Origin of the sequence: Methylobacterium organophilum (assembly GCF_022179465.1) — a bacterium.
In the GTDB taxonomy this organism is placed as follows: domain Bacteria; phylum Pseudomonadota; class Alphaproteobacteria; order Rhizobiales; family Beijerinckiaceae; genus Methylobacterium; species Methylobacterium organophilum.
In genome coordinates, this window is record NZ_BPQV01000006.1 from 1 (window position 1) to 24,599 (window position 24,599).

General features: G+C 72.1%; 27 protein-coding genes. 11 read left to right on the top strand and 16 right to left on the bottom strand.

Annotated elements, in window-relative coordinates:
* Positions 1–85: 85 nt before the first annotated feature.
* The 13 genes from MFF21_RS11245 to MFF21_RS11305 form a co-directional block, all read right to left on the bottom strand.
* Positions 86–451 (bottom strand): hypothetical protein, encoded by a 366-nt coding sequence (locus MFF21_RS11245; RefSeq protein ID WP_238311262.1) that lies wholly within the window; start codon positions 449–451, stop codon positions 86–88.
* Positions 432–1,118 carry a hypothetical protein gene (locus MFF21_RS11250; protein WP_373324999.1) on the bottom strand — a complete coding sequence of 229 codons (687 nt, stop codon included), beginning with the start codon at positions 1,116–1,118 and terminating at the stop codon, positions 432–434. The genes MFF21_RS11245 and MFF21_RS11250 overlap by 20 nt, the downstream gene beginning before the upstream one ends.
* A gap of 23 nt (positions 1,119–1,141) precedes the next feature.
* A complete protein-coding gene (gene pqqE / locus MFF21_RS11255) occupies positions 1,142–2,296 on the bottom strand; it encodes a pyrroloquinoline quinone biosynthesis protein PqqE (RefSeq protein WP_238311263.1) in 1,155 nt (384 codons plus the stop codon).
* Positions 2,293–3,381, bottom strand: coding sequence for a pyrroloquinoline-quinone synthase PqqC (gene pqqC / locus MFF21_RS11260; protein WP_238311264.1), 1,089 nt, complete (start codon positions 3,379–3,381; stop codon positions 2,293–2,295). The genes pqqE and pqqC overlap by 4 nt, the downstream gene beginning before the upstream one ends.
* 180 nt (positions 3,382–3,561) lie before the next feature.
* Positions 3,562–4,461 (bottom strand): pyrroloquinoline quinone biosynthesis protein PqqB, encoded by a 900-nt coding sequence (gene pqqB / locus MFF21_RS11265; protein ID WP_238311265.1) that lies wholly within the window; start codon positions 4,459–4,461, stop codon positions 3,562–3,564.
* Between the two features lie 48 nt (positions 4,462–4,509).
* Positions 4,510–4,599 (bottom strand): pyrroloquinoline quinone precursor peptide PqqA, encoded by a 90-nt coding sequence (gene pqqA, locus MFF21_RS11270; protein ID WP_007564431.1) that lies wholly within the window; start codon positions 4,597–4,599, stop codon positions 4,510–4,512.
* 251 nt (positions 4,600–4,850) lie between these two features.
* The gene (locus MFF21_RS11275) at positions 4,851–5,555 is read right to left on the bottom strand and encodes a response regulator transcription factor (RefSeq protein WP_238311266.1); all 705 of its coding nucleotides are present in this window, start codon (positions 5,553–5,555) and stop codon (positions 4,851–4,853) included.
* On the bottom strand, positions 5,552–7,180 hold the full coding sequence (locus tag MFF21_RS11280) for a sensor histidine kinase (protein WP_238311267.1): 1,629 nt from the start codon (positions 7,178–7,180) through the stop codon (positions 5,552–5,554). Before MFF21_RS11280 ends, MFF21_RS11275 begins: the two co-directional genes overlap by 4 nt.
* Before the next feature lie 137 nt (positions 7,181–7,317).
* On the bottom strand, positions 7,318–7,524 hold the full coding sequence (locus MFF21_RS11285; protein ID WP_238311268.1) for a hypothetical protein: 207 nt from the start codon (positions 7,522–7,524) through the stop codon (positions 7,318–7,320).
* A 161-nt stretch (positions 7,525–7,685) separates the two neighbouring features.
* Complete coding sequence (locus MFF21_RS11290; RefSeq protein WP_238311269.1) at positions 7,686–8,486, bottom strand: formylmethanofuran dehydrogenase subunit C; 801 nt, start codon at positions 8,484–8,486, stop codon at positions 7,686–7,688.
* Positions 8,483–9,421, bottom strand: a complete 939-nt coding sequence (fhcD, locus tag MFF21_RS11295; protein WP_238311270.1) for a formylmethanofuran--tetrahydromethanopterin N-formyltransferase — start codon at positions 9,419–9,421, stop codon at positions 8,483–8,485. The genes MFF21_RS11290 and fhcD overlap by 4 nt, the downstream gene beginning before the upstream one ends.
* A gap of 31 nt (positions 9,422–9,452) precedes the next feature.
* Complete coding sequence (locus MFF21_RS11300; RefSeq protein WP_238311271.1) at positions 9,453–11,096, bottom strand: formylmethanofuran dehydrogenase subunit A; 1,644 nt, start codon at positions 11,094–11,096, stop codon at positions 9,453–9,455.
* The gene (locus MFF21_RS11305; RefSeq protein WP_238311272.1) at positions 11,090–12,181 is read right to left on the bottom strand and encodes a molybdopterin-binding domain-containing protein; all 1,092 of its coding nucleotides are present in this window, start codon (positions 12,179–12,181) and stop codon (positions 11,090–11,092) included. Before MFF21_RS11305 ends, MFF21_RS11300 begins: the two co-directional genes overlap by 7 nt.
* Before the next feature lie 404 nt (positions 12,182–12,585).
* On the opposite strand from MFF21_RS11305, the gene MFF21_RS11310 reads away from it, so the two are divergent.
* The 9 genes from MFF21_RS11310 to MFF21_RS11350 all read left to right on the top strand — a co-directional run bounded on the left by MFF21_RS11310 (position 12,586) and on the right by MFF21_RS11350 (position 21,656).
* Positions 12,586–13,560, top strand: a complete 975-nt coding sequence (locus tag MFF21_RS11310; protein ID WP_238311491.1) for a beta-ribofuranosylaminobenzene 5'-phosphate synthase family protein — start codon at positions 12,586–12,588, stop codon at positions 13,558–13,560.
* A gap of 266 nt (positions 13,561–13,826) precedes the next feature.
* Positions 13,827–14,720 carry an NADP-dependent methylenetetrahydromethanopterin/methylenetetrahydrofolate dehydrogenase gene (locus MFF21_RS11315; protein WP_238311273.1) on the top strand — a complete coding sequence of 298 codons (894 nt, stop codon included), beginning with the start codon at positions 13,827–13,829 and terminating at the stop codon, positions 14,718–14,720.
* A gap of 23 nt (positions 14,721–14,743) precedes the next feature.
* Positions 14,744–15,904 carry an ATP-grasp domain-containing protein gene (locus MFF21_RS11320; RefSeq protein ID WP_238311274.1) on the top strand — a complete coding sequence of 387 codons (1,161 nt, stop codon included), beginning with the start codon at positions 14,744–14,746 and terminating at the stop codon, positions 15,902–15,904.
* Positions 15,901–16,872, top strand: a complete 972-nt coding sequence (mch, locus tag MFF21_RS11325) for a methenyltetrahydromethanopterin cyclohydrolase (RefSeq protein WP_238311275.1) — start codon at positions 15,901–15,903, stop codon at positions 16,870–16,872. The genes MFF21_RS11320 and mch overlap by 4 nt, the downstream gene beginning before the upstream one ends.
* A gap of 162 nt (positions 16,873–17,034) precedes the next feature.
* Positions 17,035–17,949, top strand: coding sequence for an ATP-grasp domain-containing protein (locus MFF21_RS11330; RefSeq protein WP_238311276.1), 915 nt, complete (start codon positions 17,035–17,037; stop codon positions 17,947–17,949).
* 3 nt (positions 17,950–17,952) lie between these two features.
* Positions 17,953–18,831, top strand: coding sequence for a triphosphoribosyl-dephospho-CoA synthase (locus MFF21_RS11335; protein WP_238311277.1), 879 nt, complete (start codon positions 17,953–17,955; stop codon positions 18,829–18,831).
* 241 nt (positions 18,832–19,072) lie between these two features.
* Positions 19,073–19,582 carry a 5,6,7,8-tetrahydromethanopterin hydro-lyase gene (fae, locus tag MFF21_RS11340; protein ID WP_238311278.1) on the top strand — a complete coding sequence of 170 codons (510 nt, stop codon included), beginning with the start codon at positions 19,073–19,075 and terminating at the stop codon, positions 19,580–19,582.
* 314 nt (positions 19,583–19,896) lie between these two features.
* On the top strand, positions 19,897–21,180 hold the full coding sequence (locus MFF21_RS11345; RefSeq protein ID WP_238311279.1) for a sensor histidine kinase: 1,284 nt from the start codon (positions 19,897–19,899) through the stop codon (positions 21,178–21,180).
* 113 nt (positions 21,181–21,293) lie between these two features.
* Positions 21,294–21,656, top strand: coding sequence for a response regulator (locus MFF21_RS11350; protein ID WP_238311280.1), 363 nt, complete (start codon positions 21,294–21,296; stop codon positions 21,654–21,656).
* A 7-nt stretch (positions 21,657–21,663) separates the two neighbouring features.
* On the opposite strand, the gene MFF21_RS11355 is transcribed toward MFF21_RS11350, so the two are convergent.
* Positions 21,664–22,344: a HisA/HisF-related TIM barrel protein gene (locus MFF21_RS11355; RefSeq protein WP_238311281.1), complete on the bottom strand. Its 681-nt coding sequence runs from the start codon at positions 22,342–22,344 to the stop codon at positions 21,664–21,666.
* Between the two features lie 36 nt (positions 22,345–22,380).
* Here MFF21_RS11355 and MFF21_RS11360 point away from each other — a divergent pair, with 36 nt between their 5' ends.
* Positions 22,381–23,421: a hydantoinase/oxoprolinase family protein gene (locus MFF21_RS11360; protein ID WP_238311282.1), complete on the top strand. Its 1,041-nt coding sequence runs from the start codon at positions 22,381–22,383 to the stop codon at positions 23,419–23,421.
* 26 nt (positions 23,422–23,447) lie between these two features.
* The gene (locus tag MFF21_RS11365) at positions 23,448–23,633 is read left to right on the top strand and encodes a hypothetical protein (RefSeq protein ID WP_238311283.1); all 186 of its coding nucleotides are present in this window, start codon (positions 23,448–23,450) and stop codon (positions 23,631–23,633) included.
* A 228-nt stretch (positions 23,634–23,861) separates the two neighbouring features.
* On the opposite strand, the gene MFF21_RS11370 is transcribed toward MFF21_RS11365, so the two are convergent.
* Complete coding sequence (locus MFF21_RS11370; protein WP_238311284.1) at positions 23,862–24,041, bottom strand: YegP family protein; 180 nt, start codon at positions 24,039–24,041, stop codon at positions 23,862–23,864.
* A 200-nt stretch (positions 24,042–24,241) separates the two neighbouring features.
* Positions 24,242–24,550 (bottom strand): hypothetical protein, encoded by a 309-nt coding sequence (locus tag MFF21_RS11375; protein ID WP_238311285.1) that lies wholly within the window; start codon positions 24,548–24,550, stop codon positions 24,242–24,244.
* Between the last annotated feature and the right edge of the window lie 49 nt (positions 24,551–24,599).

A 24,599-nucleotide genomic window follows, 5' to 3' on the forward strand; every position in this document is an offset into this window, starting at 1 on the left:
GCGGCGAGCGGGACGACACCTAAGACATCAGACCCAGAATGTCAAGATATTATTCCCAATCGCGCAGGGCACCGGGAGCCCTCGGTCAGGACGCGCCGCGGTAGCAGCGGATCTCGGCCTCGGCCTGGGCGCGGCGGAGGTCGGCGACCTTGTCGTCGAACATCTTGGTCGACTTGAAGGCATTGGTGCGCTGGCCGATGCCCTGGCGCATCGAGAGGATCGTGCTCGCCTGGACGTATTTGTCGTAAGGAAGGATCGCGGCGAGGGCGTCGAGCGAGCAGGAGCATTTCTCCATCGCCTCGCGGGTCTGCCCGTTGGCGGCCATGCAGCCGAACACGTAATCGACCCGCGCATCGGTCGGGTAGTCGTTCTCGTCCGCCCGTGCCGGCAGGGCCAGCGCGGCGGCGGCGAGACCGGCGAGGAGGCCGGCCTCAAGAATCCTTCTGCGCATAATCCAGCCTCTCCTCGAGGAGCTCGCCCCCATCCGGCTTCTTGGCCCGCGCCTCGATCGAGACGATCTCGCCGGGCACCTCGGGGGCGGTGACGAAGGTGTAGGTGAGGGCGTCGAAGCCGCGCATGCGCTCAGTCTGGGCGTCGCCGGCGAAGGGCTGCATCTCGACGCGCCAGCCATCGACCTGACGGCCCTTGTAGGTGACCTGGGTCGGCGTCACCGTCGCCTTCTCGCGCAGACCCTTGCGGATCGCGTTCTTGATGTAGCGCGGATTGGCATCGAGCAGGCCGGCGAGGCCCTTGAGGTGGTTCTCCAGGAACAGCGGCAGGATCGGGTTGCCGGGCATGTCCTCGAAGGGGCCGGCGGGCACGCGGTTGGCGCCGGAGAACATCTGCACCTCGATGTTCCGGCTGCCGGCATCCTTGGCCGGGTCGATCTTGAACTTGATCTCGTCGTTGATCGGCGGGCCGTAGGGACCCTTGGCGATGCCGGAGCGGCGCAGATAGGTGTAGGTGATGGTGCTGCCCGGCGCCGCATTCTTCATCTGCGGCTGCTCGAAGAGCAGGTCCGCGGCGTTGGGCGTCGCCGGGGTCGCGGCGGCCTGCGGGGCGGGGGCTTTCTCGTCGGCCGGCGCAGCCTGCGCCAGCCCGATGCCGGCCAGGAGCAGGCCGGCGGTGAGCAGGGGGCGTTTCACAGAGGGGCCTTTTCTTTCAACGGATCCTGCACGTTGGATCCGATGGTGCGGTATATATAGTCGGGCGGGTTCTCGGCAGCCTCTTCCCGGGCGAGATCACGCATTTTCGAATGCAGCGGCGAGAGCGAGCAGGCCGGGTCGGTGGCCGCCGCGTCCCCCGCCAGGGCCAGGGCCTGGCAGCGGCAGCCGCCCCAATCCTTCTCGCGCCGGTCGCAGGAGCGGCAGGGCTCCTTCATCCAGGCGGTGCCGCGATAGGCGTTGAAGGCCGGCGAGCGCGTCCAGATGTCGCCGAGGGAATGGTCCTGCACATACCAGAATTCGAGGCCGGGGATGGTCTCGGCGGCGTGGCAGGGCAGCACCTTGCCCTGCGGCGTCACGTTCATGAGCTTGCGGCCCCAGCCGCCGGCGCAGGCCTTGGGGTACTTGGCGTAGTAATCCGGCACCACGAGGTCGATGACGAGCTGGCCCTTCAGCCGCTCGCGGGCCGCCTCGACGATGCGGATCGACTCGTCGACCTGAGCCTTGTCCGGCATCAGCGCCGCGCGGTTCACGTAGGCCCAGCCGTAATACTGGGTATGGGCCACCTCCAGCCGCTTGGCCCCGAGCTTGACCGCGAGGTCGATGAAGCCCGGCACCTCGTGGATGTTGCCGCGGTGGATCACCGAATTGAGGGTCAGCGGCAGGCCGAGCTCGGTGACCCGGGCGGCGAACTGCATCTTCTGCGGCTGCGCGTTCTTCAGCCCGCCGATCTTTTCCGCGTTCTGCGCGTCGACGCCCTGGACCGAGAGCTGCACATGGTCGAGGCCCGCATCGTAGAGGGCGTCGAGCTTCTGCAGCGCGCCGCCGACGCCGGAGGTGATCAGGTTCGAGTAGAGCCCGAGCTCCGCGCATTTCGCGGTGATGGCGACGATGTCGTTGCGCGCGGTCGGCTCGCCCCCCGAGAGATGGACGTGGAGCACCCCGAGCTTGGCCGCCTCGGCGAAGACCCGCAGCCAGGTCTCCGTGTCGAGCTCGGCCGAACGGCGGTCGAGCTCCAGCGGGTTCGAGCAATAGGGGCAGCGAAGCGGGCAGCGATGCGTCAGCTCGGCGAGCAGGCCGACGGGCGCCGGGATCACTTCGGCGGGGGAGGGGGCGGGCGTCGGTGCATTCATCGCTCCAGAACCCTTTTGGCTGCGAGGTCGGCCAGCATGACGCTGATATCGGCCTCGATCACCGCCCGGTCGGCGGCATAGATCTCGGCGAGTTCGCCGGCGATGTCGCCGACGCTGCGGCTGCCATCCACGAGCTTGAGGACGGCGACGGCGTTGTCGTCGAGGTCGAAGGTGCGCTCGGGCGCGAGCAGGACGTGCTTGCCCCGGACGTCGTCGAAGCGCAGGCGCACGCCGCGGGGCAGGCGGGGCACGTCGCCCGAGGCGAAGGCGCCGGTGGCGGATGCGGGGGCCGTGGCGGCGGCGGCCTCGCGCACCAGCCCCTCGCCCGGCTGCCAGGCATCCGGCGGGATCATGCCGGGGGAGACGTAGGCGAAGTAGAGCGCGTCGAGCTGCGTCCAGAGCACGTTGCACTTGAAGGTGAGCGCGGCCATCGCGGCGCGCTGCAAGGCCGGAGTGGTGGCGTGCTGCTTGACGTAGTCGAGGGCGAAATCGGCGTCCCGCGGCGCCTGGGTCAGGCGCTTGTCGAAATAGGCCAGCGTCTCCTTGGTGATGAAGTCGTAGTTCTTCAGCATCCCGGCGACGCGCTCGGAGATGATGGTCGGCGAGAACATCTCGGTCAGCGAGGAGGCGATGGCCTCGAGCAGGCTGCGCTCGGAGACGAAGTGGACATAGGCGTCCACCGAGAAGCGGGTGGCCGAGAGGATGCCCTTGGTGGAGAGCACGTAATCGCGGTCGAAGCCGACGCCCTCGGCGAGCTTCAGCCAGCGCTCGATGCCGCCGTCGCCCGGATGGTCGCCGTCATGGTCGACGATGCGCTGGCGCCAGATCCGGCGCAGCGCGGCATCCTGCATGCGCGCGAGCACCGCGGCGTCCTTCACCGGGATCATCGCCTGGTAATAGTAGCGGTTGAGCGCCCAGGCCCGGACCTGATCCTTGTTCAGCTTGCCGTCGTGCAGCAGCCGGTGGAACGGGTGCAGGTTGTGGTAGCGGCGCGCGCCGATGTCGCGGAGCGCCGCCTCCAGCTCGTCATGGCTCAGGAGGCGCTCGTCGGCGTCCGGGACCGGGGTAGGGAACTGGGCAGTCATGGTCTTCGGCTTTCCCGACTTGGTTCGCGTTTCCTGGAGCTTTTTTAACATGGGCCCCGGCCGCCCCGAAGGACAGCATGGCCACCGCGCGATTGTATCGCGCAAGAGATATTGGTTCCGGCACTAAAATTCCAGGCCGCCCGCCCCGCGCGGAAGCCCCCTGCGCGCTTTGGCGGCGCCTCAGAGCGCGAGGGTCAGGCCGTCATGGCCGACGATCCAGCCCCGCGCCTCCACGCTCGCGCGCTCGGGCGAATCCTCGATCAGCACCGGGTTGGTGTTGTTGATGTGCACGAAGATGCGGCGGCCGATCGTCGTCTGCGCCAGCGCGGCGATGGAGCCGGTCTCGCCGTTCATCGGGAGATGGCCCATGCGCCAGCCGGTCTTGGTGCCGACCCCGGCGCGGATCATGTCGTCGTCCTCCAGCACCGTGCCGTCGAAGAGCAGGGCGTCGACGCCCTCGATGCGGGTCTTCAGGTCCTCGGTGACACGGGCGCAGCCGGGGATATAGGCGAGGCGCTTGCCCCCCGCCTCGATCATCGCGCCGACCGTGGTCTCGGTCTCGGCGCCGATCTGCATCGAGGCATCCTCCAGCCAGAGCGGCACCTTGCCGGGCACGGCGAACAGGGTGACCCGGAGGCCGGGCACGGGCTCGAAGCCGTCGTTCAGCGCGATCGGCTGCCGGGTCACCTTGTCGGCGGCCATCACGTCGAAGACGCGGTTCTCGTTGATCGAGCCGAGGATGCCCGCCGTGCCGTAGAGGGTGAAGGGCTGGCCCTCGCGCAGGGTGAGCAGGCCCGCGACGTGGTCGACGTCGCCGTTGGTGAGCAGCACCGCGTGGATGGGGGAGTGGCGCAGGCCCTCGCGCGGATGCATCTCCGGCACGGCCTGGATCTGTTGCCGGATGTCCGGCGAGGCGTTCACGAGGAGCCAGCGGTCCCCATCGGGGGAGACGGCGATGCTCGACTGCGTGCGCGGCTTGACGCGGGGGTCGCCCGCCCAGGCCAGGGCGCAGATGGAGCAGCGGCAGTTCCACTGGGGAATGCCGCCGCCCGCTGCCGAACCGAGGACCACGAGACGCATGGAACGGATCCGACGCTGCCTTACGATCCCCGGACGGCGACGAACACCTTAGTTGAAGGTGTCGATCTCGGCCGACTCGTAGCTCGTGACTTCCATGCCGACGCAGATCTCGGAAACGACGGGGGCAGCCCACTTCATGGTGTTTCTCCGCTGTTTATGAAACGTCAGCAGCATCCGGAGCAACTCTCTAAGAAGTTCCTAAGATACTGACGGCGCAGTGGTTTCTGTCGCGGGAGGTATATCGCCAATTCGCGGCCCGGCCGCAAGAGCTAAATTGCCGATTTTTCCCGTCTTCCATGAATCAAACCGTGAACGAGGCCGTGACCGGAGGGCGCACCCGGCCCGTCCGACGCCGCCGGACCGGGACATGGCTCGGGCGCCGCGCGGGCTCAGTGCCGGTAATCCGGCCCCTTGAGGTCGAGCATGAAGCCGCGCCCCCGCACGGTGACGATGACGGGGCCGCCGAATCGCACGAAATCCGAGAGCTTCGAGCGCAGATAGCCGACATAGACGTCGACCACGTTGAGGGAGAGCCCGCCCTGGCTCGCCCAGAGCTTGTCGAAGATGTCGCCCCGGGAGACCGGCTTGTTGACCTCCTCCATGAGCAGGGCGAGCAGCTCCGCCTCCCGCGGGGTGAGCCGCGCCGAGGCGTCGCCGAAGCTGACCTGGCGCACGGTGAGGTCGAGGGTGAGGCGCCCGGCGGTCACGATCGTGCGCGGGGTGTCCGCCTCGCGCCGGCGCAGGAGATGGGTCTGCAGGCGGGCGAGCAGCTCGTCGAAGTCGAAGGGCTTCACGATGTAGTCGTCGGCGCCGATGGCCAGGCCCTCGGCCCGGTCGCGCACCTCGTCGCGGGCGCTCAGGAACAGGATCGCGCCGGGATAGCCGCCCTCGCGCAGGGAACGGCAGACGTCGTGGCCCGAGCCGTCCGGCAGGGTGATGTCGAGCACCACCGCCTCCGGCGCCTGGTCGCGGGCCGCGGTCAGCGCGTCCTCGACGCGGCCGGCGACGCCCACCGAGAACCCCTCCGATTCGAGGCCGCGGGCCAGCATGCCGCGGATGTCTCCGTCATCCTCGACGATCAAGATGCGTGTCATGCCACGCTCATCCTCCCCGTAGGCGCGCGTTCCGCGCCGGCCTCGCCCGCCATCCGTTCCGGCGGCAGGTCGAGGGTCACCCGGGCCCCGCATCCGTTCTCGCCGGAACCGAGGCCGATCCGCCCATCATGGCGCTCTATCACCCAGCGCGCCAGAGCCAATCCGATGCCGAAGCCGGTCTCCCCGGAGCGGCCCTCCCGCCGGAAGCGCTCGAACAGGCCCTCGCCCGGCTCCGGGAAGCCGGGGCCGTCGTCGATGATCGCGATGCGGGCGCCGCCCTCCGGCGTCGGCTCCAGGCGGACGACGATGCGGCTGAGGCCGGTCGCGTGCCGGAGGGCGTTGTCGATCAGGCTCTCCACGACCTGGCGCAGCCATTCCGGGTCGGCGCTGATCTCGACGTCCCGGTCGCCCGGCTCCAGCGCCAGGGCGACCCGGCGGCGGGCGGCCTCGGAGCCGGCGCTGTCGACCGCCTCGCTCAGGATGGCGACGGCGCTGACCGGGCGCCGGTCGAGTTCGATCTGGCCCGATTCCGAGCGCGCCACCCGCAGCAGGTCCTCGACCCGGCGCTTGAGCCCCTGCGCCCGCTTGCGGATCGTGGCGAAGACCGGGGTGAAGTCCGTGGGCCTGTCCGAGGCCCGGGCGGCGCTGCGCGAGGCGATGTCGCATTCGCCGAGGATCACGGTGAGCGGCGTGCGCAGCTCGTGGCTCACATCGGCGAAGAAGCGGCGGCGGGAGCGGTCGACCATCTCCAGGCGCGCATTGGCCGCGCGCAGGTCGGCGGTGCGGGCGGCGACCGTGTCCTCCAGGGCGGCGCGGTCGGCGGCGAGCCGCCCCTCGCGCCGGGCCAGGCGGGCGACCATGCGGTTGAAATTCGCCACCAGCAGGCCGAGCTCGTCCCGCCCGGTGAGGGACAGGCGGGTGTCGAGGGCGCCGCTGCCCACCGCGCTCGCCGCCCGGCGCACCGCCTCGATCCGGGCGAGAACCGGCCGGGTGACCCGCCGGTAGAGCAGCAGCACCAGGCCGAGGCCGAGCAGGACCGCGATCAGCGAGGCGACGGCAAGGCGCCGGGAGAGGGCGCGGGCCTCCTCCTGGCCGGCGGTCATGCTGCGCCGCTCCGCCTCGATCAGCAGGGAGAGGGGCGGCCCGGTCATGGCGCCGAAGCCGTTCAGCGTCCCCTGGATCGCGCTCTTGCGCTTCTCGGGATCGGTCTCGCGCTGGACCAGGGCGACCTGCCGGTCGAGGATGACGCGGGCGGCGCGCACCTTGGCCAGGGGCCGGGTGCGGGCGAGGTACTGCATGCGCTCGACGGGATCGTCGCTGGCGCCCATGCCCCGGCCCAGGGCCTCGTCGACGGTGTTCAGCGCCTTGTCGACGGCGTCGCGGGTGACGGAGAGGGCTTCCGGCGGCGCCTCCGGATTGCCGACGCTCTCGATCGCCGCGAGCCCGTACTGCGTCAGCCGGCCGGACAGTTCGGCGAGCAGCTCCAGCCGGCCCTGGGCGGCGAGCGTACGGTCGATGGTGCGCTCGGCCAGCCCGATCGACCAGTTCACCCCGGCCGCGGCCAGCACGACGATCAGCGCGGTGCCCCCGAGCAGCAGCGCGAACCGGACCTTCAGCGAGCGCATGGCGTCCTTCCCTGCCGCGGGCGCGGCGGCGGGACCTTGTCACCGGGCCCGGGTCACCTCAAGGCCTTGCGGGATCGGCCGATCCCGCCTCGAGCCGTCCTGCGGAGGCGGAGCCGAACGCATGAGCGCAACCCGCCTCACAGATCGTTCGGGATCTGCCCCTTGGAGGCGCAGCGCCAGCGCTCGACATGCCAGTCCGGATGCTCTTCCTGCCAGCGGGCCAGGGTGCTCTGGGAATTGCGCAGGCAGAGGAAGGGGTTGGGATTGTCGTAGGAGAGGTTGATCCGCTCCTCGCGGCAATGGCTCGGCTGGGCGATCAGGCAGACGGAGAGCAGGAGGAACATGCCGGCTTCGGGGCTCGCGGGGACACAGCCGGCGCCGATCGGCGCCGGCCGCCCCGGCAAGATCTGGGACGAAGCGGCAGGGTGGCAAGTGAAATCCTGCAAGGGCGACCGTTCACGATCGCCGCATCGGCACGATCGTGCCTATCGGACGCCGTGCGGGCTCAACCCGCCGGCGTGAACAGCTCGCCCTTGCCGAGGGTGGCGAGGTCGCCGGAATAGCGGCGCAGGCCGCCCTGCAGCAGCCCGGCCTGCGGCGCGCCGATCCGGGCGAGCTGGCGGGCGAGGAGCTTCGGGTAGACCAGCTGGTCGAGGAGGCCGGTCTCGGCGAAGGTCGGCAGCAGCGCCCCGTGCCGTCCGGCCACGATCGTGCCGCGGCGCATGCCGTAGCCGGGATGGTCGCCGAGGGCGCCCGCGACGATGGTCCCGGCGATCATGCGGGAGGCGGCGAAGGCGCCGGCCTCGCCGACCAGGATCAGCCCGCGGCGCATGCGGTCGCCGAGATGGTCGCCGGCCTTGCCCTTCACGATCAGGGTGGCGCCGTCGAGGCCGGCCTTGGCGGCATAGACCGCGCCGCCGGCATGGGCGCCGGCATCGCCCTCGATGGTGATGGTGCCGCCGGTGGCCCCGGTCCCCGCATAGGGGCCGGCCGCGCCGGTGACTGTGAGCGTGCCGCCGGCCATGCCCTCGCCGAGGCGCTGACCGACATCGCCCTCGACGCGGATCGTGCCCTCCGAGAGGGCCGCGCCGACCCGGTCGAGCCGCTCGGAGCCGCCCTCGATCACCAGGGTGTCGGAGCGGTCGAGGGTGATCGCGAACAGGTCGCCCAGCGTCACGCCGGTGCGGCTGGTGCCGACCGGGAGCCGGGCCGCCTCGGCCTCCGACAGGGCGGAGAGGGCGAGCGGGGTGACGGCGCGGAGGTCGATCCGCTCCGGCGGGGCGGCGCGCAGCTTGAGGGTGCTCATGCCGTGGGCGCCTTCTCCAAGAGGTCGCGCAGATGGTAGTGGTGGCGGCCGAGGTTGCCCCCGTAATTGCCCGCAGTGACCGCGACCAGGCCATGGGCCGCGCCGACCTCCGTCGCCGCATGCAGGCCCGCCCGCATCGATTCGGCCACGGCCTGCGAGGTCAGGGCATCGATCACGATCTCCAGCACCACGCCGCATTCGGGCGGCAGGGCCGAACCGGCCCGGCCCTTGAGCGTCGGGCAATAGGCGTCGTTGGTCGAGGCCATCATGCCCTTGGTGCGCCCGCCGACCTTCGAGCCGGAGCGGACGATGCCGCCGGGGAAGGGCAGGATGGCGCCGGGCACGGCCTTGGCCGCCTCCACCGCGATCTCGGCGACCTTCAGGGTGTCGGCATGCCGCCGGCCGAGGAAGAGCAGGTTGCCGCCGCCCACCGCGCCCTCGACGGCGCGGGTGGAATCCTCGCACAGGAACTCGCCGTCCATGACGGGGATGCGCCAGTAGCGGCGCATCTTGCCATTGGCGTCGGGCAGGCGCTTGGCCACGGCGAAGCCGTCGCCGAAATAGCGGATCGCGCCGCCGAGCTTGATCTTGGTCGGCCCCTCCACGCCCGCGTAGCAGGCGGTGCCGGGGCAGGTGAGGATGCACTGGCCGACGCGCTTGAGCAGCTGCTCCTTGAGCCCGTTCGGCTCGAAGCCGAACAGCAGGATGCGCACGCCCGGCCGCCCGTCCGGCGTCTCCTCCGGGGAGAGCTCGGCATCGATGCCCGCCTCGGCGCCGCAGCCGATCACCGAGGTGGCGAAGCCGGTCATCACGGTGGCGGCGATCATCGCCCATTTGGGCGTGTCGTTGGTCACGACGATCGCGGTGGCCGCGACGTCGAAGGCCTCGGCGAAGGTGTCCTCGACCTTGATGCCGTTGAGGATGAGGTCAGCCATCGTCAGTTACCTTGGCCCGGAGGCATCAGCGTCACGCCCGGCATGCCACGTCCTCGAACACGGCGGCTTCGGGGAAGGCGGCGTCGGGCACCGCGAAGGTGTCGAGGCCCGCGCCGAAGCGGTCCTGGAGATAGGCCTCGCTGCGCCTGGCGATGGCGGGATCCGCCTCGACGTCGAGCTCCAGGGTCTTGCCGAAGCCCCATTCCACGACCTCGCCGTCCTCGACGATGGTGCGGCCGTCCTTGAGCACGAGCTTGGCGTTGGCGAACATCGCCGTGCGGTTCTTGTCGTCGCGGTAGATCGCGACGTCGGCCCGGGCGCCGGGGCGCAGGTGGCCGCGATCGGTCAGCCCGAGGAGCTTGGCCGGGCCGGAGCGGGTCAGCTGGGCGATCTCGCTCAGGGTGTATTCGCGCTCGATGCTCGCGAGGCCGGAGCGCTCCGAGACGACGGCGGGCAGAGTGGCGATCTCGCGGGCCCGCTCCTCTGCATCCATCAGCAGGTGGATGATGCGCGGATACTCGGTGAAGACGCCGCCATTGGGATGGTCGGTGGTGAGGATGGTGCGCTCGGGATTCGACGAGAGCAGCATCAGCTCCAGGCCGATCGCCCATTGCAGGGACGAGACCGGGCCGCGGGGCCGGTAGAGGAAGGGCACCACGCCGCCGCCCTCGGCATCGCCCGCCTGCAGCACCCACTTCTTGGGCTTGGCGCCCTTGCGGCCGCCGAACTGGCGCAGGATGTCCAGCGAGATCGTGACGGTCTGGCCGAACACGACCTGGCCGACATCGTAGGTGGCGTTGGGATGGGCCTCCATCGCCGCGGTGATGCGCTCGGCCGCGGAGCGGAAGCCGCCGGTCAGCGGGTTCTCCGGGTCGGCGACGCCGTAGGCGTAGAACTGGGCATGGGCGAAGTGGATGCGCCGCCCCTCGGCCGCCTCCAGGGTCGCGACGAAGGAGTCGTCGGCGCCCGGCAGGCCGAGATTGTTGCAGTGGACGTGGAGCGGGTGGGGCACCTTGATCGCCTCGACCGCGTCGAGGAGGGCGCCCATGATCGTGCGGGTCGAGAGACCGTAGCAGGGGATCTCGTCGTCGAGGCTGAGCTTCAGCACCCCGTCCTTGAAGGCGGAGGCGCCGCCCGCGTTGATGCATTTCACGCCGAGGCCGCGGGCATGGGCCAGGGTGTGGGTGACGAGGTCGCGCACCGCGTCCTTGCTCTCGCCGTCCCGCAGGAGGGCGAGGAGGTGGTCGTCGTTGCCCATCACCGCGAGGCCGCCGCGGTCGAGGAGCGGGATGTCGGCGAGCTCGAGATGGGTGGCGAGGGCGTTCGAGGGCGGCAGGGCCGGCTCGACGGCGGTGGTGTAGCCCATCCGCGCGTAGTTCGCGCCGATCCAGGCCCCGGAGCCGCCGGCATGGGCGAAGGGATGCCCGTCGGGGGCCGATTCGCTGACATAGAGGTCGGGCAGGAGCAGGCGGCTCATCACCACGTTGCCGCCGGCGATGTGCGAATGGACCTCGACGCCGCCGGCCATCACCACGCAGCCGGTGGCGTCGATGGTGCGGTCGGGGGTGCGGTCGCCGGCGGCGACGATGCGGCCGTTCTCGACGAAGACGTCGCCGACGGCGTCGCGCCCGTCGGTCGGATCGACGACGCGGCCGCCCTTGATACGGATCAGCATGAGGCGGCCTTCTTGCTCGGGCGCTTGCTCAGGAGGCTGGCGCGGATGCGGGCGAGAACGTCGGCGGCGGCCACGGCCTCGGCCGGGCTCGCCGCCTCCTGGAAGGCGACGACGCCGCGGCGCTCGTGCCAGAGGGCGCCCCCCGTGGAGGCGCCGGGCACGCCGACCGTGATGACGATCTCGGCGGTGCCGGGGCCGGCCTCCGGGCTGCCCTCGCCGACGACGGCGATGGTGGGCAGGCTGCCGAGCCAGGCGGGGCGCGGGGCGGGCAGGGCGGCGAGCCAGAGGGCGGCATCGGCCTCGCCGGCGGCGATCTGGCGGGCGCTGTCGAAGCGCCAGGGATCGTGCTCCGGCAGGGCACGGCCGAAGCCGACGCGGGGCGCCTGGCCGGTGGTCCAGGCGGAGAGCTGGAGCACGGCCCGCCCCTGGAAGGGATCGGCCAGCGGCAGGGCGAAGAAGCGGGTCGCCTCGTTGAGATCCCGGATCAGGCCCTGCAGCATCTCGACCCCCAGGGTGCCGAGCTCGCCCGCATCGTAGACGACGACGCCGTACCGGGCCGCGGCCAGCCGCTTGCCGAGGTCGGAGAAGGCCTCGTCCCCGGCGAGATGCCCCTTCACGAAGGCGCGCAGGTGGCCGAGCGCCACGGCGAGGCCCTGGCTGCCGGCGGCATAGGCGACGTGGCGGGTGCCGCCGTTCTGCGGCCCGCCGAGGGAGAGCAGGGCGCGCTCCGCGCCCGCGGCCCGGCCGCGCACCGGCTTCGAGCCGGCGATCTCGGCGAGCAGGCCGCCGTCCCAGGGGCGCTGGCCCAGGGCGAGCACCACGTCGGCGCGCCCGATCGTCTCGGCGGCGGTGGTGGTCATGCCCCCGCCGGCGCTCAGGGATTCGAGCTCCGCGTAGAGATGGTCGCCCGAAACCGAATCGAGCGAGGCGCCCGCCGTCTCGGCCAGGCGATAGGCGGCCCTCACGGCCGCGAGATCGGCGCAGAGGCCGGCAATGACCGGCGTTCGTGCCGCGGCGATCAGATCGGCGGCGGCCCCGATGGCCGCATCCAGATCCACCGCGCCTCCCTTCACCCAGGCTGCCATGTCGGGTCCCGTGGTTTCTTGGTTGGCCGGGCGGGGCACCTTGGTGGCGGCGCCTTCGCCCGTGAAAGAGCTGAAGCGATCCGCCGGGATGCCGCCTCATGCTGGCATCCGACCACGCCGTGACGCTGAAGGCGCCGGCGCTTCGGGGCTGATCAACCCGTGGCCGGCTCCTGCTGGCCGGCGCCCCGGTTTTGCATCCCCGGCCCGCGCCCCGCAAGCCCGGCGGTCGCAAAAAAGCGACGCTCGCCGGGCGCTTGCGCGTGTCTCGGGGCCGCCGGGGGCACCTTGCCGGTTGTCGCGGCGGCGCACCCATGGGAGAAGCCGGCCCGCGAGTCACGGGCCCGGCTGTCGGGACCCGGCCGGCGGAATGAGGCAGGATCGTCGTGGCCGAGGCCTCCGACAGGATGGGCGAGACGACCACCGGCTCCGTGCGCGGCACGCCCGGCGTGCGGGTCCGGGCCCCGGCGCGTCTGCATTTCGGCTTCCTCGATCTCAATGGCGGCCTCGGGCGGCGCTTCGGCAGCCTGGGCCTCGCCCTCGACGCCCCCGCGGTGCAGCTCGTCGCCCGCCCGGCCCGGCGGGCCGCCGCGAGCGGGCCGGAGGCCGAGCGGGTGCGCAGCTACCTCCTCGCCGCCGCCTCCCATCTCGACGTGCCCGACGCCGCCGCGATCACGGTGGAGGAAACGATCCCCGCCCATGCCGGCTTCGGCTCGGGCACGCAGCTCGCCCTCTCCGTCGCCGCGGCGCTGGCCCGGCTCAACGGCCAGCCCTTCTCGCCCGACGACTTCGCCGACGTGCTCGACCGCGGCAACCGCTCCGGCGTCGGGCTCGCCGCCTTCACCCAGGGCGGGCTGATCGTCGACGGCGGCCGGGACGAATCCGGCGCGCCGCCCCCGGTGATCGCGCGGCTGCCCTACCCGGAGGCCTGGCGCGTCGTGCTGATCCTCGACGAGGCCGCCATCGGCGTGCACGGCTCCCGCGAGACGGAAGCCTTCCGCGACCTGCCCGTGTTCGATGCGGGCCAGGCCGCCGAGATCTGCCGCATCGTGCTGATGCAGGTTCTGCCCGCCGCCGCGACCGCCGAGCCCCAGGGCTTCGGCGCCGGCATCACCGCGATCCAGAAGCGGATCGGCGACCATTTCGCGCCCCATCAGGGCGGCCGCTTCGCCAGCCCCGCCGTGGCCGAGGTGCTCGCCGCCATCGCCGCCGAGGGCATCCCGGGCTACGGCCAGTCCTCCTGGGGGCCGACGGGCTTCGCGCTGATGCCGTCCCAGGCCGAGGCCGAGGCCCTGGTGGCGCGCCTGGAGCGGCCCGGCCGCCTGCGCTTCGTCATCGCCAAGGGCCGCAACGCGGGCGCGAGCGTGCTCGACATCGCCTGAGAATCGGCCCGAAAATCCGCCCGGTCCGGGAAAAGGGGCCGAGCCCTCAGGTTTTCTTCACCCGGGGGTTGAAAAACCATCGCTTGACCGGTCCTGCCGGGATCGGCTTTGGACTGGCCCGCGAGGGGCGGCACGCCGCGTTCGGGCGCCGGCCGCGATCCGATTCATCGGGTCGAAACCGGCGCCATGTCATCAGTTTCGACGCGCATCCCCGATTGCCGGATTCGCCTTAAGCTCCCGGCACGGAGCGCTCTAGGGAGACGACCATGGCCCGTTCGATCCTTCACATGCTGACGCCGCTCAAGCACATGAGCCCGTTCGACGTGAACATGGCGATCGATGCGGGCTTCGAGACCCTCGTGACCTATACCGGCGTCGACCTCGCCGACGTGGTCTCCCTGACCCAGGATTCGATCTTTTCCCGCGCGCCGCAGGACGGCGTGCGCACCGGCATCTTCATCGGCGGCAAGAACGCCGAGGACGCCCTCGACATGATGGACCGCGCGAAGAAGGCCTTCGTGCCCCCCTTCGCCAACCATGTCTTCGCCGATCCGGCGGGCTCCTTCACCACCGGCGCGGCCATGGTCGCGGAGGTGTCCCGGGCGCTGAAGGCCAAGTTCGGCACCGACCTGAAGGGCAAGCGCATCGTGATCTTCGGCGGCGCCGGCGTCGTCGCCTACGTGGCAGCGGTGATCGGGGCGCTGGAGGGCGCGAAATCGGTGCTGGTCGGCCATGACGGCGAGGAGCGCGTCTCGAAGATCGCCTTCACCATGAAGTGGCGCTTCGGCATCGAGGTCGGCGCCGTCGACGGCTCGACCCCGGAGGCGCGCCGCGCCGCCATCACGGATGCCGACGTGATCCTCTCCGCCGGCCCCGCCGGCATCCCGATCCTCTCGGCGAAGGACCTCGAATCCGCGCCGAAGCTGCTCGTCGCCTCCGACGTCAACGCCGTGCCGCCGGCTGGCATCGCCGGGATCGACGTGAACGCCAAGGACGTGCCCCTGCCCGCCGGCAAGGGCGTCGGCATCGGCGCGCTGGCGGTCGGCAACGTGAAGTACCAGACCCAGTGCCGCCTGTTCCGCCGCATGCTCGAGGCGGACGAGCCCCTCTGCCTCGACTTCCGCGACGCCTACAAGCTCGCCGTGGAGATCGCGGGCTGACCCCGCCGATCCGGTGACACCGGATGGGGCGTGACGCCTCCCCAGCCGGGGAGGCGATCCTCATCGCCGCGCAGTCGGGGCGGGCGCTGGCGGAGGCCGCGCGGCGGGCAGGCCTGCGCCCCCTGGTGCTCGACCTGTTCGGCGATGCCGATACCCGCGCTTTGGCGGAGGCCTACCGGCCGCTGCCCGGCCGCTTCGGCACGGGCCGCCTCGGCGGGGCGGCGCTGCTCGCCGGGCTGGAGGCCCTGGCCGAGGGGGCGGGGCGCCTGCGCGGCGTGGTGCTCGGCTCCGGCTTCGAGGGCGCGCCCGACCTGATGCGGGCCATCGCCGCCCGCTTCCCCCTGATCGGCGCCGAACCGGAGACAGTGGCCACGCTCAAGGACCCCTTCGCCCTGGCCGCGCTCTGCGCCCGCCTCGGCATCCCCCATCCTCCCGTGACGCGGGAGCCCGTGCCCGACCGGGCCCGCTGGCTGCTCAAGCGCGCTGGCGGCTCGGGCGGCAGCCATATCCGCGCGGCGACCGCGGGCGCAGCCCCCCCGGGGGGCTATTTCCAGGCGCGGGTGAGCGGCCGCGCCTTCGCCCTGAACGTGCTGGCGGATGGGCGCGGGATCGCGCCCCTCGCCCTGACCGAGCAATGGAGCGCGCCCTCGCCCCTGCGCCCCTTCCGCTATGCCGGCGCCCTGGCGCGGGGGCGGGGGGAGCCCGGCCCGGTCCCGCCCGCGCTGGTGGGGCGGGTGAGCGAGGCGGTCGCCCGCCTGACGGCGGCGACGGGGCTGCGCGGCCTCGCCTCCGCCGACCTGCTGATCGACGGGCCGGATTGGTGGCTCATGGAGATCAATCCGCGCCCCGGCGCCACCCTCGACGTGCTCGACCGGCGGCCCACGCCCCTGCTTGCGGCGCATATCGAGGCTGCGTTCGGCCGCCTGCCGCCCCCGGAACCCGCACCGGAGGATGCGGCCGGCGCGGAGATCTGTTACGCGGCAAGCCGATACGCCCCGGTCCCGTCCCTGGACTGGCCCGGCTTCGTCCGCGACCGCCCGGTCGCCGGCTCGGTCGTGGCCCGGGATGCCCCGCTCTGCACGCTGCTGGCCAGCGGCCCGGATGCGGGGACGGTGCGAGAACGTTTGCGGGAGCACGCGGAGGCAACGCGCGCCCTGCTGGAGGAGACGGAGACAACACGATGAGTGCCGAGCAGACCTATCCGAGCGTCAACGCCCTGGCGGCCCCGCTGGTGGAGCGCCTCGCCGCCGACGCCGCGCTGCTCCGGCTCGCCGTCACGCAGGAGAACGGCGCGCGCATGATCGATGCGGGCGCCTCCGCCCGCGGCTCGATCGAGGCCGGCCGCCGCATCGCCGAGATCTGCCTCGGCGGCCTCGGCACCGTGACCCTCGCCCCCACCGGCCCGATCGCCTCCTGGCCCTATTCGGTGGTGGTGCATTCCGCCGATCCGGTGCTGGCCTGCCTCGGCAGCCAGTATGCCGGCTGGAGCCTCGCCGACGAGACCGGCGAGACCGGCTTCTTCGCCCTCGGCTCCGGCCCCGGCCGCGCCGTCGCGGCGGTGGAGGAGCTCTATCACGAGCTCGGCTACCGCGATTCCGCCGACCGGATCGCCCTGGTGCTCGAATCCGCCAGCGCCCCGCCGGCCTCCGTGGTGGCCAAGGTCGCCGAGGCCGCCAAGGTCGCCCCGGAGAACGTGACCTTCATCTACGCCCCGACCCAGAGCCTCGCCGGCGCGACCCAGGTCGTGGCCCGCGTGCTGGAGGTGGCCCTGCACAAGGCGCACACCGTCGGCTTCGACCTGCACAAGATCCTCGACGGCATCGGCTCGGCGCCGCTCTCGCCCCCGCACCCGGACTTCATCCAGGCCATGGGCCGCACCAACGACGCCATCATCTATGGCGGCCGGGTGCAGCTCTTCGTCGATGCCGACGACGCCGAGGCCAAGCAGCTCGCCGAGCAGCTGCCCTCGACCACCTCGAGCGACCACGGCGCCCCCTTCGCCGAGATCTTCTCGCGGGTGAACGGCGACTTCTACAAGATCGACGGCGCCCTGTTCTCCCCGGCCGAGGCGATCGTGACCTCGGTCCAGACCGGCCGGACCTTCCGCGGCGGCCGCCTCGAGCCGCAGCTCGTCGACGCCTCCTTCGCGTAGGACGCAACCGGAAATCCCTCTCCCCTCCGCGGGAGAGGGTGCCTCGCGGAAGCGAGGCGGGCGCGGGGGCGGCGCTTCCGGAGACGGCGCTCCCCTCACCCGACCCGTTATGCGGGCCCCCTCTCCCGCAGAGGGGCGAGGGCGACAGAAACGGACAACGACATGCGCATCGGGCTCGCGGCCGATAACGGCACCTGGCACAAGACGCGGCTGCGCGAGGCCCTGCGCGCCCACGGGGTCGAGCCGGTGCTGTTCTCCCTGGCCGACGTCGCCGTGGTGACCGGCGGGGGCGAGCCCCTGCGGGTGCCGGGCTTCGAGGACAGGCTGCCGGACGGCGTCCTTCTGCGCACCATCGCGGGCGGCACCTTCGAGGCGACGACGATGCGCCTCGGCGTGCTGCACGCCCTCGTCGCCTCCGGCGTGACCGTCTGGAACGGCCCCGTGGCCATCGAGCGCTCCGTCGACAAGGCGGCGACCTCGCTGATGATCGCCCGGGCCGGCCTGCCGACCCCGGACACCTTCGTATTCTCGAAGCGCGAGGCCGCCGCCGACTGCGTCGCCCGCGAGGCGGGGCCGGGCCGGCCGCTGGTGCTCAAGCCGCTCTTCGGCTCGCAGGGGGAGGGGCTGATGCTGATCGAGCGCCCCGAGGACCTGCCCCCGGAGGAGGCGGTGAGCCGCGTCTATTACCTGCAGCGCTACGTGCCCCGCCGGGACGGGCTCTGGCGCGACTACCGGGTCTTCGTCTGCGAGGGCCGGGCCATCGCCGGCATGATCCGCGAGGGCGACGGCTGGATCACCAACGTCCACCGGGGCGGCCGCCCCTTCGCCTGGGAGGTGCCGGAGAAGGCCGCCGCCCTGGCCGAGGCCGCCGCGGCGGCGATCGCCGTCGACTATACCGGCGTCGACCTGGTCGAGGACGGGGAGGGGGGCTTCCTGGTGCTGGAGGTCAATTCCATGCCCGCCTGGTCCGGCCTGCAACAGGTGACCGAGACCGACATCGCCGGGGCCGTGGTGCGCGGCTTCCTCAACGCCGTCCATGCCGCCCGCCCGCCGCGGCTGGTGGCCTCGCAGGGCTGACGCGTGGCCGAAGGCGGCGCCGAGGCGGGGACCGGGCCGGGCCGGGCGCTCCCGCAGGCGGTGATCGCCGACCTGTTCCGCGCCGCCTGCCTCGCCGAGCTCGACGCGCTCAAGCCCGGCAACGTCCATGCCTATGCCGCCGGCCACCGCATGGAGGTGGACGACTTCGTCACGAGCGCCGCGGTCGCCGCGCCCCCCCTCGCCGAGGCCGGCGCCGCGGTCGGGCGGCGGGTGCGCGGCGCCGTCGAGGCCACGATGGCGGCGGTCGGCCAGAACACCAATCTCGGCATCCTGCTCCTGTGCGCGCCGCTCGCCGCCGCGGCCGAATCCGCCCGGCCCCTCGCGCAGGCCCTGCGCGGGGTGCTCGGCGGACTCGACGCGCGGGACGGGGCGGAGGTCTTCGCCGCGATTCTCGCCGCCAATCCCGGCGGCCTCGGCCGGGCCGCGGGCCACGACGTCGCCGGCCCCGCCCCGCCCCTGGCCGAGGCCATGGCGGAGGCCGCCCCCCGGGACCGCATCGCCCGCGCCTACGTCACCGGCTTCGAGGACCTGTTCGCGATCGGCCTGCCGGCCCTGGCGGCGGCGCGGGCGAAGGGGCTCGCCCCGCCCTGGAGCACGACGGCGATCCACCTCGCCTTCCTCACCGGCGTTCCCGACAGCCACATCGCCCGCAAGTTCGGGCCGGAGCGGGCGGAATCGGTGCGGGCGGAGGCCGCGGCCGCCCTCGGCGCCCTCACGCCGGGCGAGGCCGCCCGGGACACGCTGCTCGCCCATGACCGGCGCTTGAAGGAGGCGGGGCTCAACCCCGGCACCAGCGCGGATTTCACGGTGGCGACGCTGTTCCTCGACGCGCTCCTGCGCGCACGGGGAGAGGCCGCCTGACCCCTCGCGGGGCCGGGCGCGCACTACCGTTCGTTCACGCCCGAAAGCAAGGTCCCGCGCGCCGAAAAATTACCGATTTCAGGGCGTTGCCCAGGGTTGTTCCGGGCAGGGGGCCGCTGTAGGGTCCGCGCCGCTGTCCGGGCTAACCGGCTCGGTTCCGAGCGCCGCAAACAAGGATGGCTTCCGGCCTGCCTGCCTCAAGGCAGGCCTTCCTTTGAGGAATCCAGGGAGAAACCCCGACATGGCGAAGATCACCAAGGTTCAGGTCGGCGAGGCCCTCGTCGGCGACGGCAACGAGGTGGCTCACATCGACCTCATCATCGGACCGCGCGGCTCGCCCGCCGAGACGGCGTTCTGCAACGGCCTGATCAACAACAAGCACGGCTTCACCAGCCTGCTCGCGGTCATCGCGCCGAACCTGCCCTGCAAGCCGAACACCCTGATGTTCAACAAGGTCACCATCAACGACGCCCGCCAGGCCGTCCAGATGTTCGGCCCGGCCCAGCACGGCGTCGCCAAGGCGGTGCAGGATGCGGTTGCCGAGGGCATCATCCCGGCCGACGAGGCCGACGACCTGTACATCCTGGTCGGCGTGTTCATCCACTGGGAAGCGGCCGACGACGCCAAGATCCAGAAGTACAACTACGAGGCCACCAAGCTCTCGATCCAGCGCGCCGTGAACGGCGAGCCGAAGGCCTCCGTGGTCACCGAGCAGCGCAACTCGGTGCAGCACCCCTTCGCGGCCAATTAGATCGGGGGCAGTCCTGGGCAGAGCGAGCCTCCGCCCGCACCGCGGGGCCTGCTCCAGCGACTGGCCTCCATCTTTCTTGGACGCTGACTTCGATCGGGACGGTGCGCAAGCGCCGTCCCTTTCTTTTTGAGGCGCCGCGGGCCCCGCGACGGCGCGGCCCAACCCTCCGAGCGGCAACGCGAACATCGCCTTCGACGGGCGCCGCTCCCGCAGGGCTGCGACACGGCGCCGGAGGGGCGTTGGTACGGTGCCGGGCGCTTGCCCAGCTACACGGTTTCGGCAAAGAACGGAGGCCGATCCGTCGTGGTGCCGCCATGTCCGAATTTTTCAGAAAGTTCTGGGAAGCGGACAGTCTCTCCCCGCACGGTATCTGCCTGCTCTGGCGGCCGGAACTGATCTGGACACATGTGGTCTCCGATCTTCTGATCGCCGCCGCCTATTTCTCGATCCCCGGTGCGCTCGCCTGTTTCGTCTTGCGGCGCAGCGATGTCGTCTTCGGCTGGATGTTCTGGAGCTTCGCGGTCTTCATCACCGCCTGCGGCGCCACGCATCTGATGTCGGTCTGGACCCTGTGGGTGCCGGATTACGGGCTGGAAGCCCTGGTCAAGGCGGTCACGGCCCTGGCCTCGGTCGCCACCGCCATCGCCCTCTGGACGCTGCTGCCGAAGGCGCTGGCGCTGCCCTCGCCCGGCCAGCTGCGCCAGGCCAACGAGGCCCTCGAGGCCCGCATCGTCGAGCGCGATGCGGCGCTCGCCGCTCTGGAGCAGGCCACGGCCGAGCGGCTCCAGACCGAGGCGCTGCTGCGGCAATCGCAGAAGATGGAGGCGCTCGGGCAGCTCACCGGCGGGGTGGCGCACGACTTCAACAACATGCTCGGGATCATGCTCGCCAATATGGAGCGGGTGGAGTGGCAGCTCCCCCCGGACAGCCCGCTCCTGCGCCACGTGCGCAACGCCATGACCGGGGCGGAGCGGGCCGCGGCCCTCACGCACAAGCTCCTCGCCTTCGCGCGCAAGCAGCACCTGTCGCCCGTCGAGAGCGACCTCAACCGTCTCCTCGGCGATCTGGCGGAACTGCTCCAGAGCTCCACGGGACGGGCCGTGCGGGTGGAGACGGCGCTGGCGCCGGACCTGCCGCCGGTCGCCCTCGATCAGAACCAGTTCGAGAACGCCATCCTCAACTGCACCGTGAATGCGCGGGACGCGATGCCCGAGGGCGGCGCCCTCACCCTCGCCACCCGGTTCGACCTGCTTCGGGGCGAGGGCGGCAGCGTCGTGGTCGAGATCCGCGACACAGGGGCCGGCATGTCGCCGGAGGTGGCGGCCAAGGCCTTCGAGCCCTTCTTCACCACGAAGCCCCTGGGGCAGGGCACGGGGCTCGGCCTCAGCCAGGTCTTCGGATTCGTGCAGCAATCCGGTGGCAGCGTCGAGATCGAGAGCATGCCGGGCCAGGGCACCACGATCCGGATGGCGTTTCCCGCCCTGGGCGCCGCGCCCGCCCCGACTCCAGCCCCCGCGGCCGGCTCGGTCGCGCCGCCGCAGGAGGAAGGCTGGCCGGCGGCCCTCGGGGTCCTAGGTCAGGGATCGGGACGGGCTTGAGGTGCCGAGAGATGACGTTCTTGCCACCTGAAGTTGCCTTATGCTTTGACCCGGGCGCAGGGCGGAGCGGCGACGGCGCCGCTTCGGGGGGCGGGCCCGGGAGAGAGGGAGCGATGGGCGGCAAGCCGATCGTCCTCGTCGTGGAGGACGAGGAACTTCTGCTCGACGTGATCGCGTCGGCCTTCGAGGATGCGGGCTTCGGCGTGCTGCAGGCCAAGACCGGCGCGGAGGCGATCGCCCATCTCGGGAGCGGCCAGCCCATCCACCTGCTGCTCACCGACATCCGCCTGCCCGGGGCGATCGACGGCTGGACCATCGCCGAGCAGGCCCGCGACCGCCTGGCGACCCTGCCGGTGATCTACGTGACGGGCTTCAGCCACGTGGCGCCCCGGCAGGTCCAGGGCAGCCTCCTGCTGCGCAAGCCGTACCGGCCCTCCACGCTGATCCAGGCCGCGCGCCAGCTCGGGGTCGGCTGAGGGGCGGTCAGACGCGACGCAGCCGGCCGTCATGGATCGCGGTGGCGACGAGGGCCCCGGCCACGCCGATCCCGGCGAGCGCCGCGAGATCCTCCGGCCCGCGCACGCCCCCAGCCGCGTGGACGCGGCATCCCGGCGCCAGCGCCCGGACCGCCGCCAGCGCCCCCAGATCCGGGCCCTGGCCGGCCCCGACCCGGGCGAGGGTCATCACGATCACGTCCCCGGGCCAGAGCGCGGGCTCCGCGTGCAGGGCGGCGGGGCCGAGGCGCTCGCCGCCGCGGCTGTCGAGGGAGAGCACGGCGGCCGCGCGGAAGCGCTCCAGGAGCGCGGTTCCCGTCTGGCTCTCGCTGCCGAGCACCGGCCGGCCGAACCCCGCCTCCAGGAAGCGGGCGACGCCCTCTTCTTCCCCGAAGCCGGCATCGACCCAGAGCGCGGTGCCCGGGCAGGCTTTCGCGATCGCCGCCAGACTCGCCCGATCGGGCGGGCGGCCGCTGACGATGGCGTCGAGATCGGCGACGTAGAGCGTGTCGGACGGACAGGCGGCCAGAAGCCCGGCGGCGACCTCGGCCGGGCCGGAGCCGCTGGCCAAGGGGGTATGGATCGGGGCATAGGCGTCGCGTTCGCCGGCGCGGGCGCGCACCACCACGCCCCCGCGCAGGTCGATCACCGGGATCACCCGGACCGGCATGTGCCTCTCCTCGAAACCGTTTCAGGACCCTCACGCGTGAGCCAGCATCAAGTCCGGACCGTCGGGTGGGATCTCGGCGGGGTCCATGTCAAGGCGGCGCTGATCGAGGACGGCCGGGTGCGGGCGGCGCGGCAGGCGCCCTGCCGCCTCTGGCACGGCCTGCCCGCCCTCGACGAGACCTTCGCCGGCCTGCCCGACTGGGCGCGGGGCGAGGCCGACCATGTCGTGACCATGACCGGCGAACTGACCGACTGCTTCGCCGACCGCGCCGACGGCGTCGCGCAGCTCGCCGGCTGGGCCGCCGCGAACCTGACGGGTCGGGTCCGCCTCTATGCCGGCCGGGCTGGCCTGGTCGGGCCGGAGGCCGCCGGGCGGCACGCCGCCGACATCGCCTCGGCCAACTGGCACGCCACCGCCGCGTTGATCGGGCGCCACCGGCCGGACGCGCTCCTCGTCGATATCGGCTCCACCACCGCCGACCTGATCCCGATCGCGGGCGGCCGCCCGGCGGCGACCGGCTACAGCGACGCGGAGCGCCTGGAGACGGGCGAGCTCGTCTATTCCGGCGTGGTGCGCACGCCGCTCGCCGCCCTCGCGAGCCACGCCCCCTGGAACGGGCGCCGGGTCGCCCTGATGGCGGAGTATTTCGCCACCACCGCCGACATCCACCGCCTCACCGGCGACCTGCCGGAGGGGGCCGACCAGCAGCACAGCCCCGACCTCAAGGGCAAGTCGGCGGCCGAGAGCGAGACGCGGCTCGCCCGGATGATCGGCCGGGACCGGGGGGAGGGGAACGCGGCCCAGTGGGCGGCGCTCGCGGCCTTCTTCGCCGAGGCGCAGCTGCGCCCGCTGCAGGATGCGGCGGCCACCCTGCTCTCCCGCGCGGACCTTCCCGAAGGAGCGCCCCTGGTGGTCTGCGGCGCCGGCCGCTTCCTGGCCGAGCGCATCGCCGCCCGGCTCGGGCGCCGGGCCGAGCCCCTGACCGGGCTGATCGGCGGGGCCCTGGGCGAGGCCGATCCGGCCTGGGTCTCGACCTGCGGCCCGGCCGTCGCGGTCGGGCTGGTGGCGGCGGCGTGAGAATCGACGAAGCGACGAGGAGACCCATGAGCGACGCGAAGAGACTGGTCCGCATCCTGGCCACCCGCTCCGGAGAGGAGGTAGAGCTCGCCTTCGCCCTGGCCGGCGGCGAGACCGTGCGGGTGCTGGCGAGCGAGGACCAGATCGACCGGCTCATCGACGAGCTGGAGGACATCCTCAACAGCCCCGGGGACGAGCCCTCCGAGACCTGAGCGGGCCGGAGCGTTTCCTGCTGATCGCGGCCCTCTCAGGGGGCTCCTATCTGCGGGCGCGCTCCGTCTGCCAGGCGTTGCAGGCCCGCGGGCCGCTCTTCGACGGCATGCCGATGGAGCGCTGCATCGGGATCGCGATCAAGGCGCCGCAGCTCTCGCTCCCGCGGCATCTCGCGATCATCAACGACAGCGATCCGAGCGTCGCCCGCTGAGCCGGCGGCCCGGCGCCTAGCGCCGCTGCATCTGCTGGCAGGCCTTCGTCACCATCTGGGCGAAGGCGGTGGCGGCCGCGGAGGCCTGGATCCGGGAGGGGTAATCGGCATGGGAGCGGGCGATCAGCTCGCCGAAGGAGCCGCGCAGGATCCAGGACCAATGGCCCGGCCGATCCTCGCTCACTTCGAAACGCATGGCCCGCTCGCATCACGTTACCGCATGCGTATGAGACTAGACACGGAAAAGCGATGCGGCGTTAACGGCTTAGCCTGCAGCAAGTTTGAGCCGGCTATCCGGCCCTCCTCTCCCCGGAATCCCCGCTTTGCACATCGTGCGACATCGGGATGCGCAGGGCGGCAGCACCCCCGCTGCCGCCCGGGCAGCGGATTCGCGTCTTAGGAATCCGCGTCGGTCTCTGCCGGGCGCAGGCTCCGCTCCACCGTGTCGAGCACGGTGGCGGCCAAAGCCGCGTCCGGGTCGTCCCGGGTCAGGGCGTCGCGCAGCATGGCGAGATAGCCGCCGAGCCGCTCGTCGTAATGGTCGGAATCGATCGAGCGCAGCACGCTCGCCAGGAAGCCGATCGCCATCTGGTGGGCGACCTGCTTGGCGCTGGTCTCGGCCAGCGCCTCCGACAGGCTCTTGATCGCCGCGTCGTGCCCCGTCGTGACCGCGGCCAGGGCCGCCACCTGCCTCTCCAGATCCATCGTCCTCATCCCTTCTCACGAAATCCGTTCGGCCCCAGGCGGATTCCGG

Bases quoted from the DNA above. Each gene is read 5' to 3' on its own strand.
- MFF21_RS11245 (WP_238311262.1), bottom strand. From the start codon at position 451: ATGCGCAGAAGGATTCTTGAGGCCGGCCTCCTCGCCGGTCTCGCCGCC.
- pqqE (WP_238311263.1), bottom strand. From the start codon at position 2,296: ATGAATGCACCGACGCCCGCCCCCTCCCCCGCCGAAGTGATCCCGGCG.
- pqqC (WP_238311264.1), bottom strand. From the start codon at position 3,381: ATGACTGCCCAGTTCCCTACCCCGGTCCCGGACGCCGACGAGCGCCTC.
- pqqB (WP_238311265.1), bottom strand. From the start codon at position 4,461: ATGCGTCTCGTGGTCCTCGGTTCGGCAGCGGGCGGCGGCATTCCCCAG.
- pqqA (WP_007564431.1), bottom strand. From the start codon at position 4,599: ATGAAGTGGGCTGCCCCCGTCGTTTCCGAGATCTGCGTCGGCATGGAA.
- MFF21_RS11275 (WP_238311266.1), bottom strand. From the start codon at position 5,555: ATGACACGCATCTTGATCGTCGAGGATGACGGAGACATCCGCGGCATG.
- MFF21_RS11280 (WP_238311267.1), bottom strand. From the start codon at position 7,180: ATGCGCTCGCTGAAGGTCCGGTTCGCGCTGCTGCTCGGGGGCACCGCG.
- MFF21_RS11285 (WP_238311268.1), bottom strand. From the start codon at position 7,524: ATGTTCCTCCTGCTCTCCGTCTGCCTGATCGCCCAGCCGAGCCATTGC.
- MFF21_RS11290 (WP_238311269.1), bottom strand. From the start codon at position 8,486: ATGAGCACCCTCAAGCTGCGCGCCGCCCCGCCGGAGCGGATCGACCTC.
- fhcD (WP_238311270.1), bottom strand. From the start codon at position 9,421: ATGGCTGACCTCATCCTCAACGGCATCAAGGTCGAGGACACCTTCGCC.
- MFF21_RS11300 (WP_238311271.1), bottom strand. From the start codon at position 11,096: ATGCTGATCCGTATCAAGGGCGGCCGCGTCGTCGATCCGACCGACGGG.
- MFF21_RS11305 (WP_238311272.1), bottom strand. From the start codon at position 12,181: ATGGCAGCCTGGGTGAAGGGAGGCGCGGTGGATCTGGATGCGGCCATC.
- MFF21_RS11310 (WP_238311491.1), top strand. From the start codon at position 12,586: ATGGGCGAGACGACCACCGGCTCCGTGCGCGGCACGCCCGGCGTGCGG.
- MFF21_RS11315 (WP_238311273.1), top strand. From the start codon at position 13,827: ATGGCCCGTTCGATCCTTCACATGCTGACGCCGCTCAAGCACATGAGC.
- MFF21_RS11320 (WP_238311274.1), top strand. From the start codon at position 14,744: ATGGGGCGTGACGCCTCCCCAGCCGGGGAGGCGATCCTCATCGCCGCG.
- mch (WP_238311275.1), top strand. From the start codon at position 15,901: ATGAGTGCCGAGCAGACCTATCCGAGCGTCAACGCCCTGGCGGCCCCG.
- MFF21_RS11330 (WP_238311276.1), top strand. From the start codon at position 17,035: ATGCGCATCGGGCTCGCGGCCGATAACGGCACCTGGCACAAGACGCGG.
- fae (WP_238311278.1), top strand. From the start codon at position 19,073: ATGGCGAAGATCACCAAGGTTCAGGTCGGCGAGGCCCTCGTCGGCGAC.
- MFF21_RS11345 (WP_238311279.1), top strand. From the start codon at position 19,897: ATGTCCGAATTTTTCAGAAAGTTCTGGGAAGCGGACAGTCTCTCCCCG.
- MFF21_RS11350 (WP_238311280.1), top strand. From the start codon at position 21,294: ATGGGCGGCAAGCCGATCGTCCTCGTCGTGGAGGACGAGGAACTTCTG.
- MFF21_RS11355 (WP_238311281.1), bottom strand. From the start codon at position 22,344: ATGCCGGTCCGGGTGATCCCGGTGATCGACCTGCGCGGGGGCGTGGTG.
- MFF21_RS11365 (WP_238311283.1), top strand. From the start codon at position 23,448: ATGAGCGACGCGAAGAGACTGGTCCGCATCCTGGCCACCCGCTCCGGA.
- MFF21_RS11370 (WP_238311284.1), bottom strand. From the start codon at position 24,041: ATGCGTTTCGAAGTGAGCGAGGATCGGCCGGGCCATTGGTCCTGGATC.
- MFF21_RS11375 (WP_238311285.1), bottom strand. From the start codon at position 24,550: ATGGATCTGGAGAGGCAGGTGGCGGCCCTGGCCGCGGTCACGACGGGG.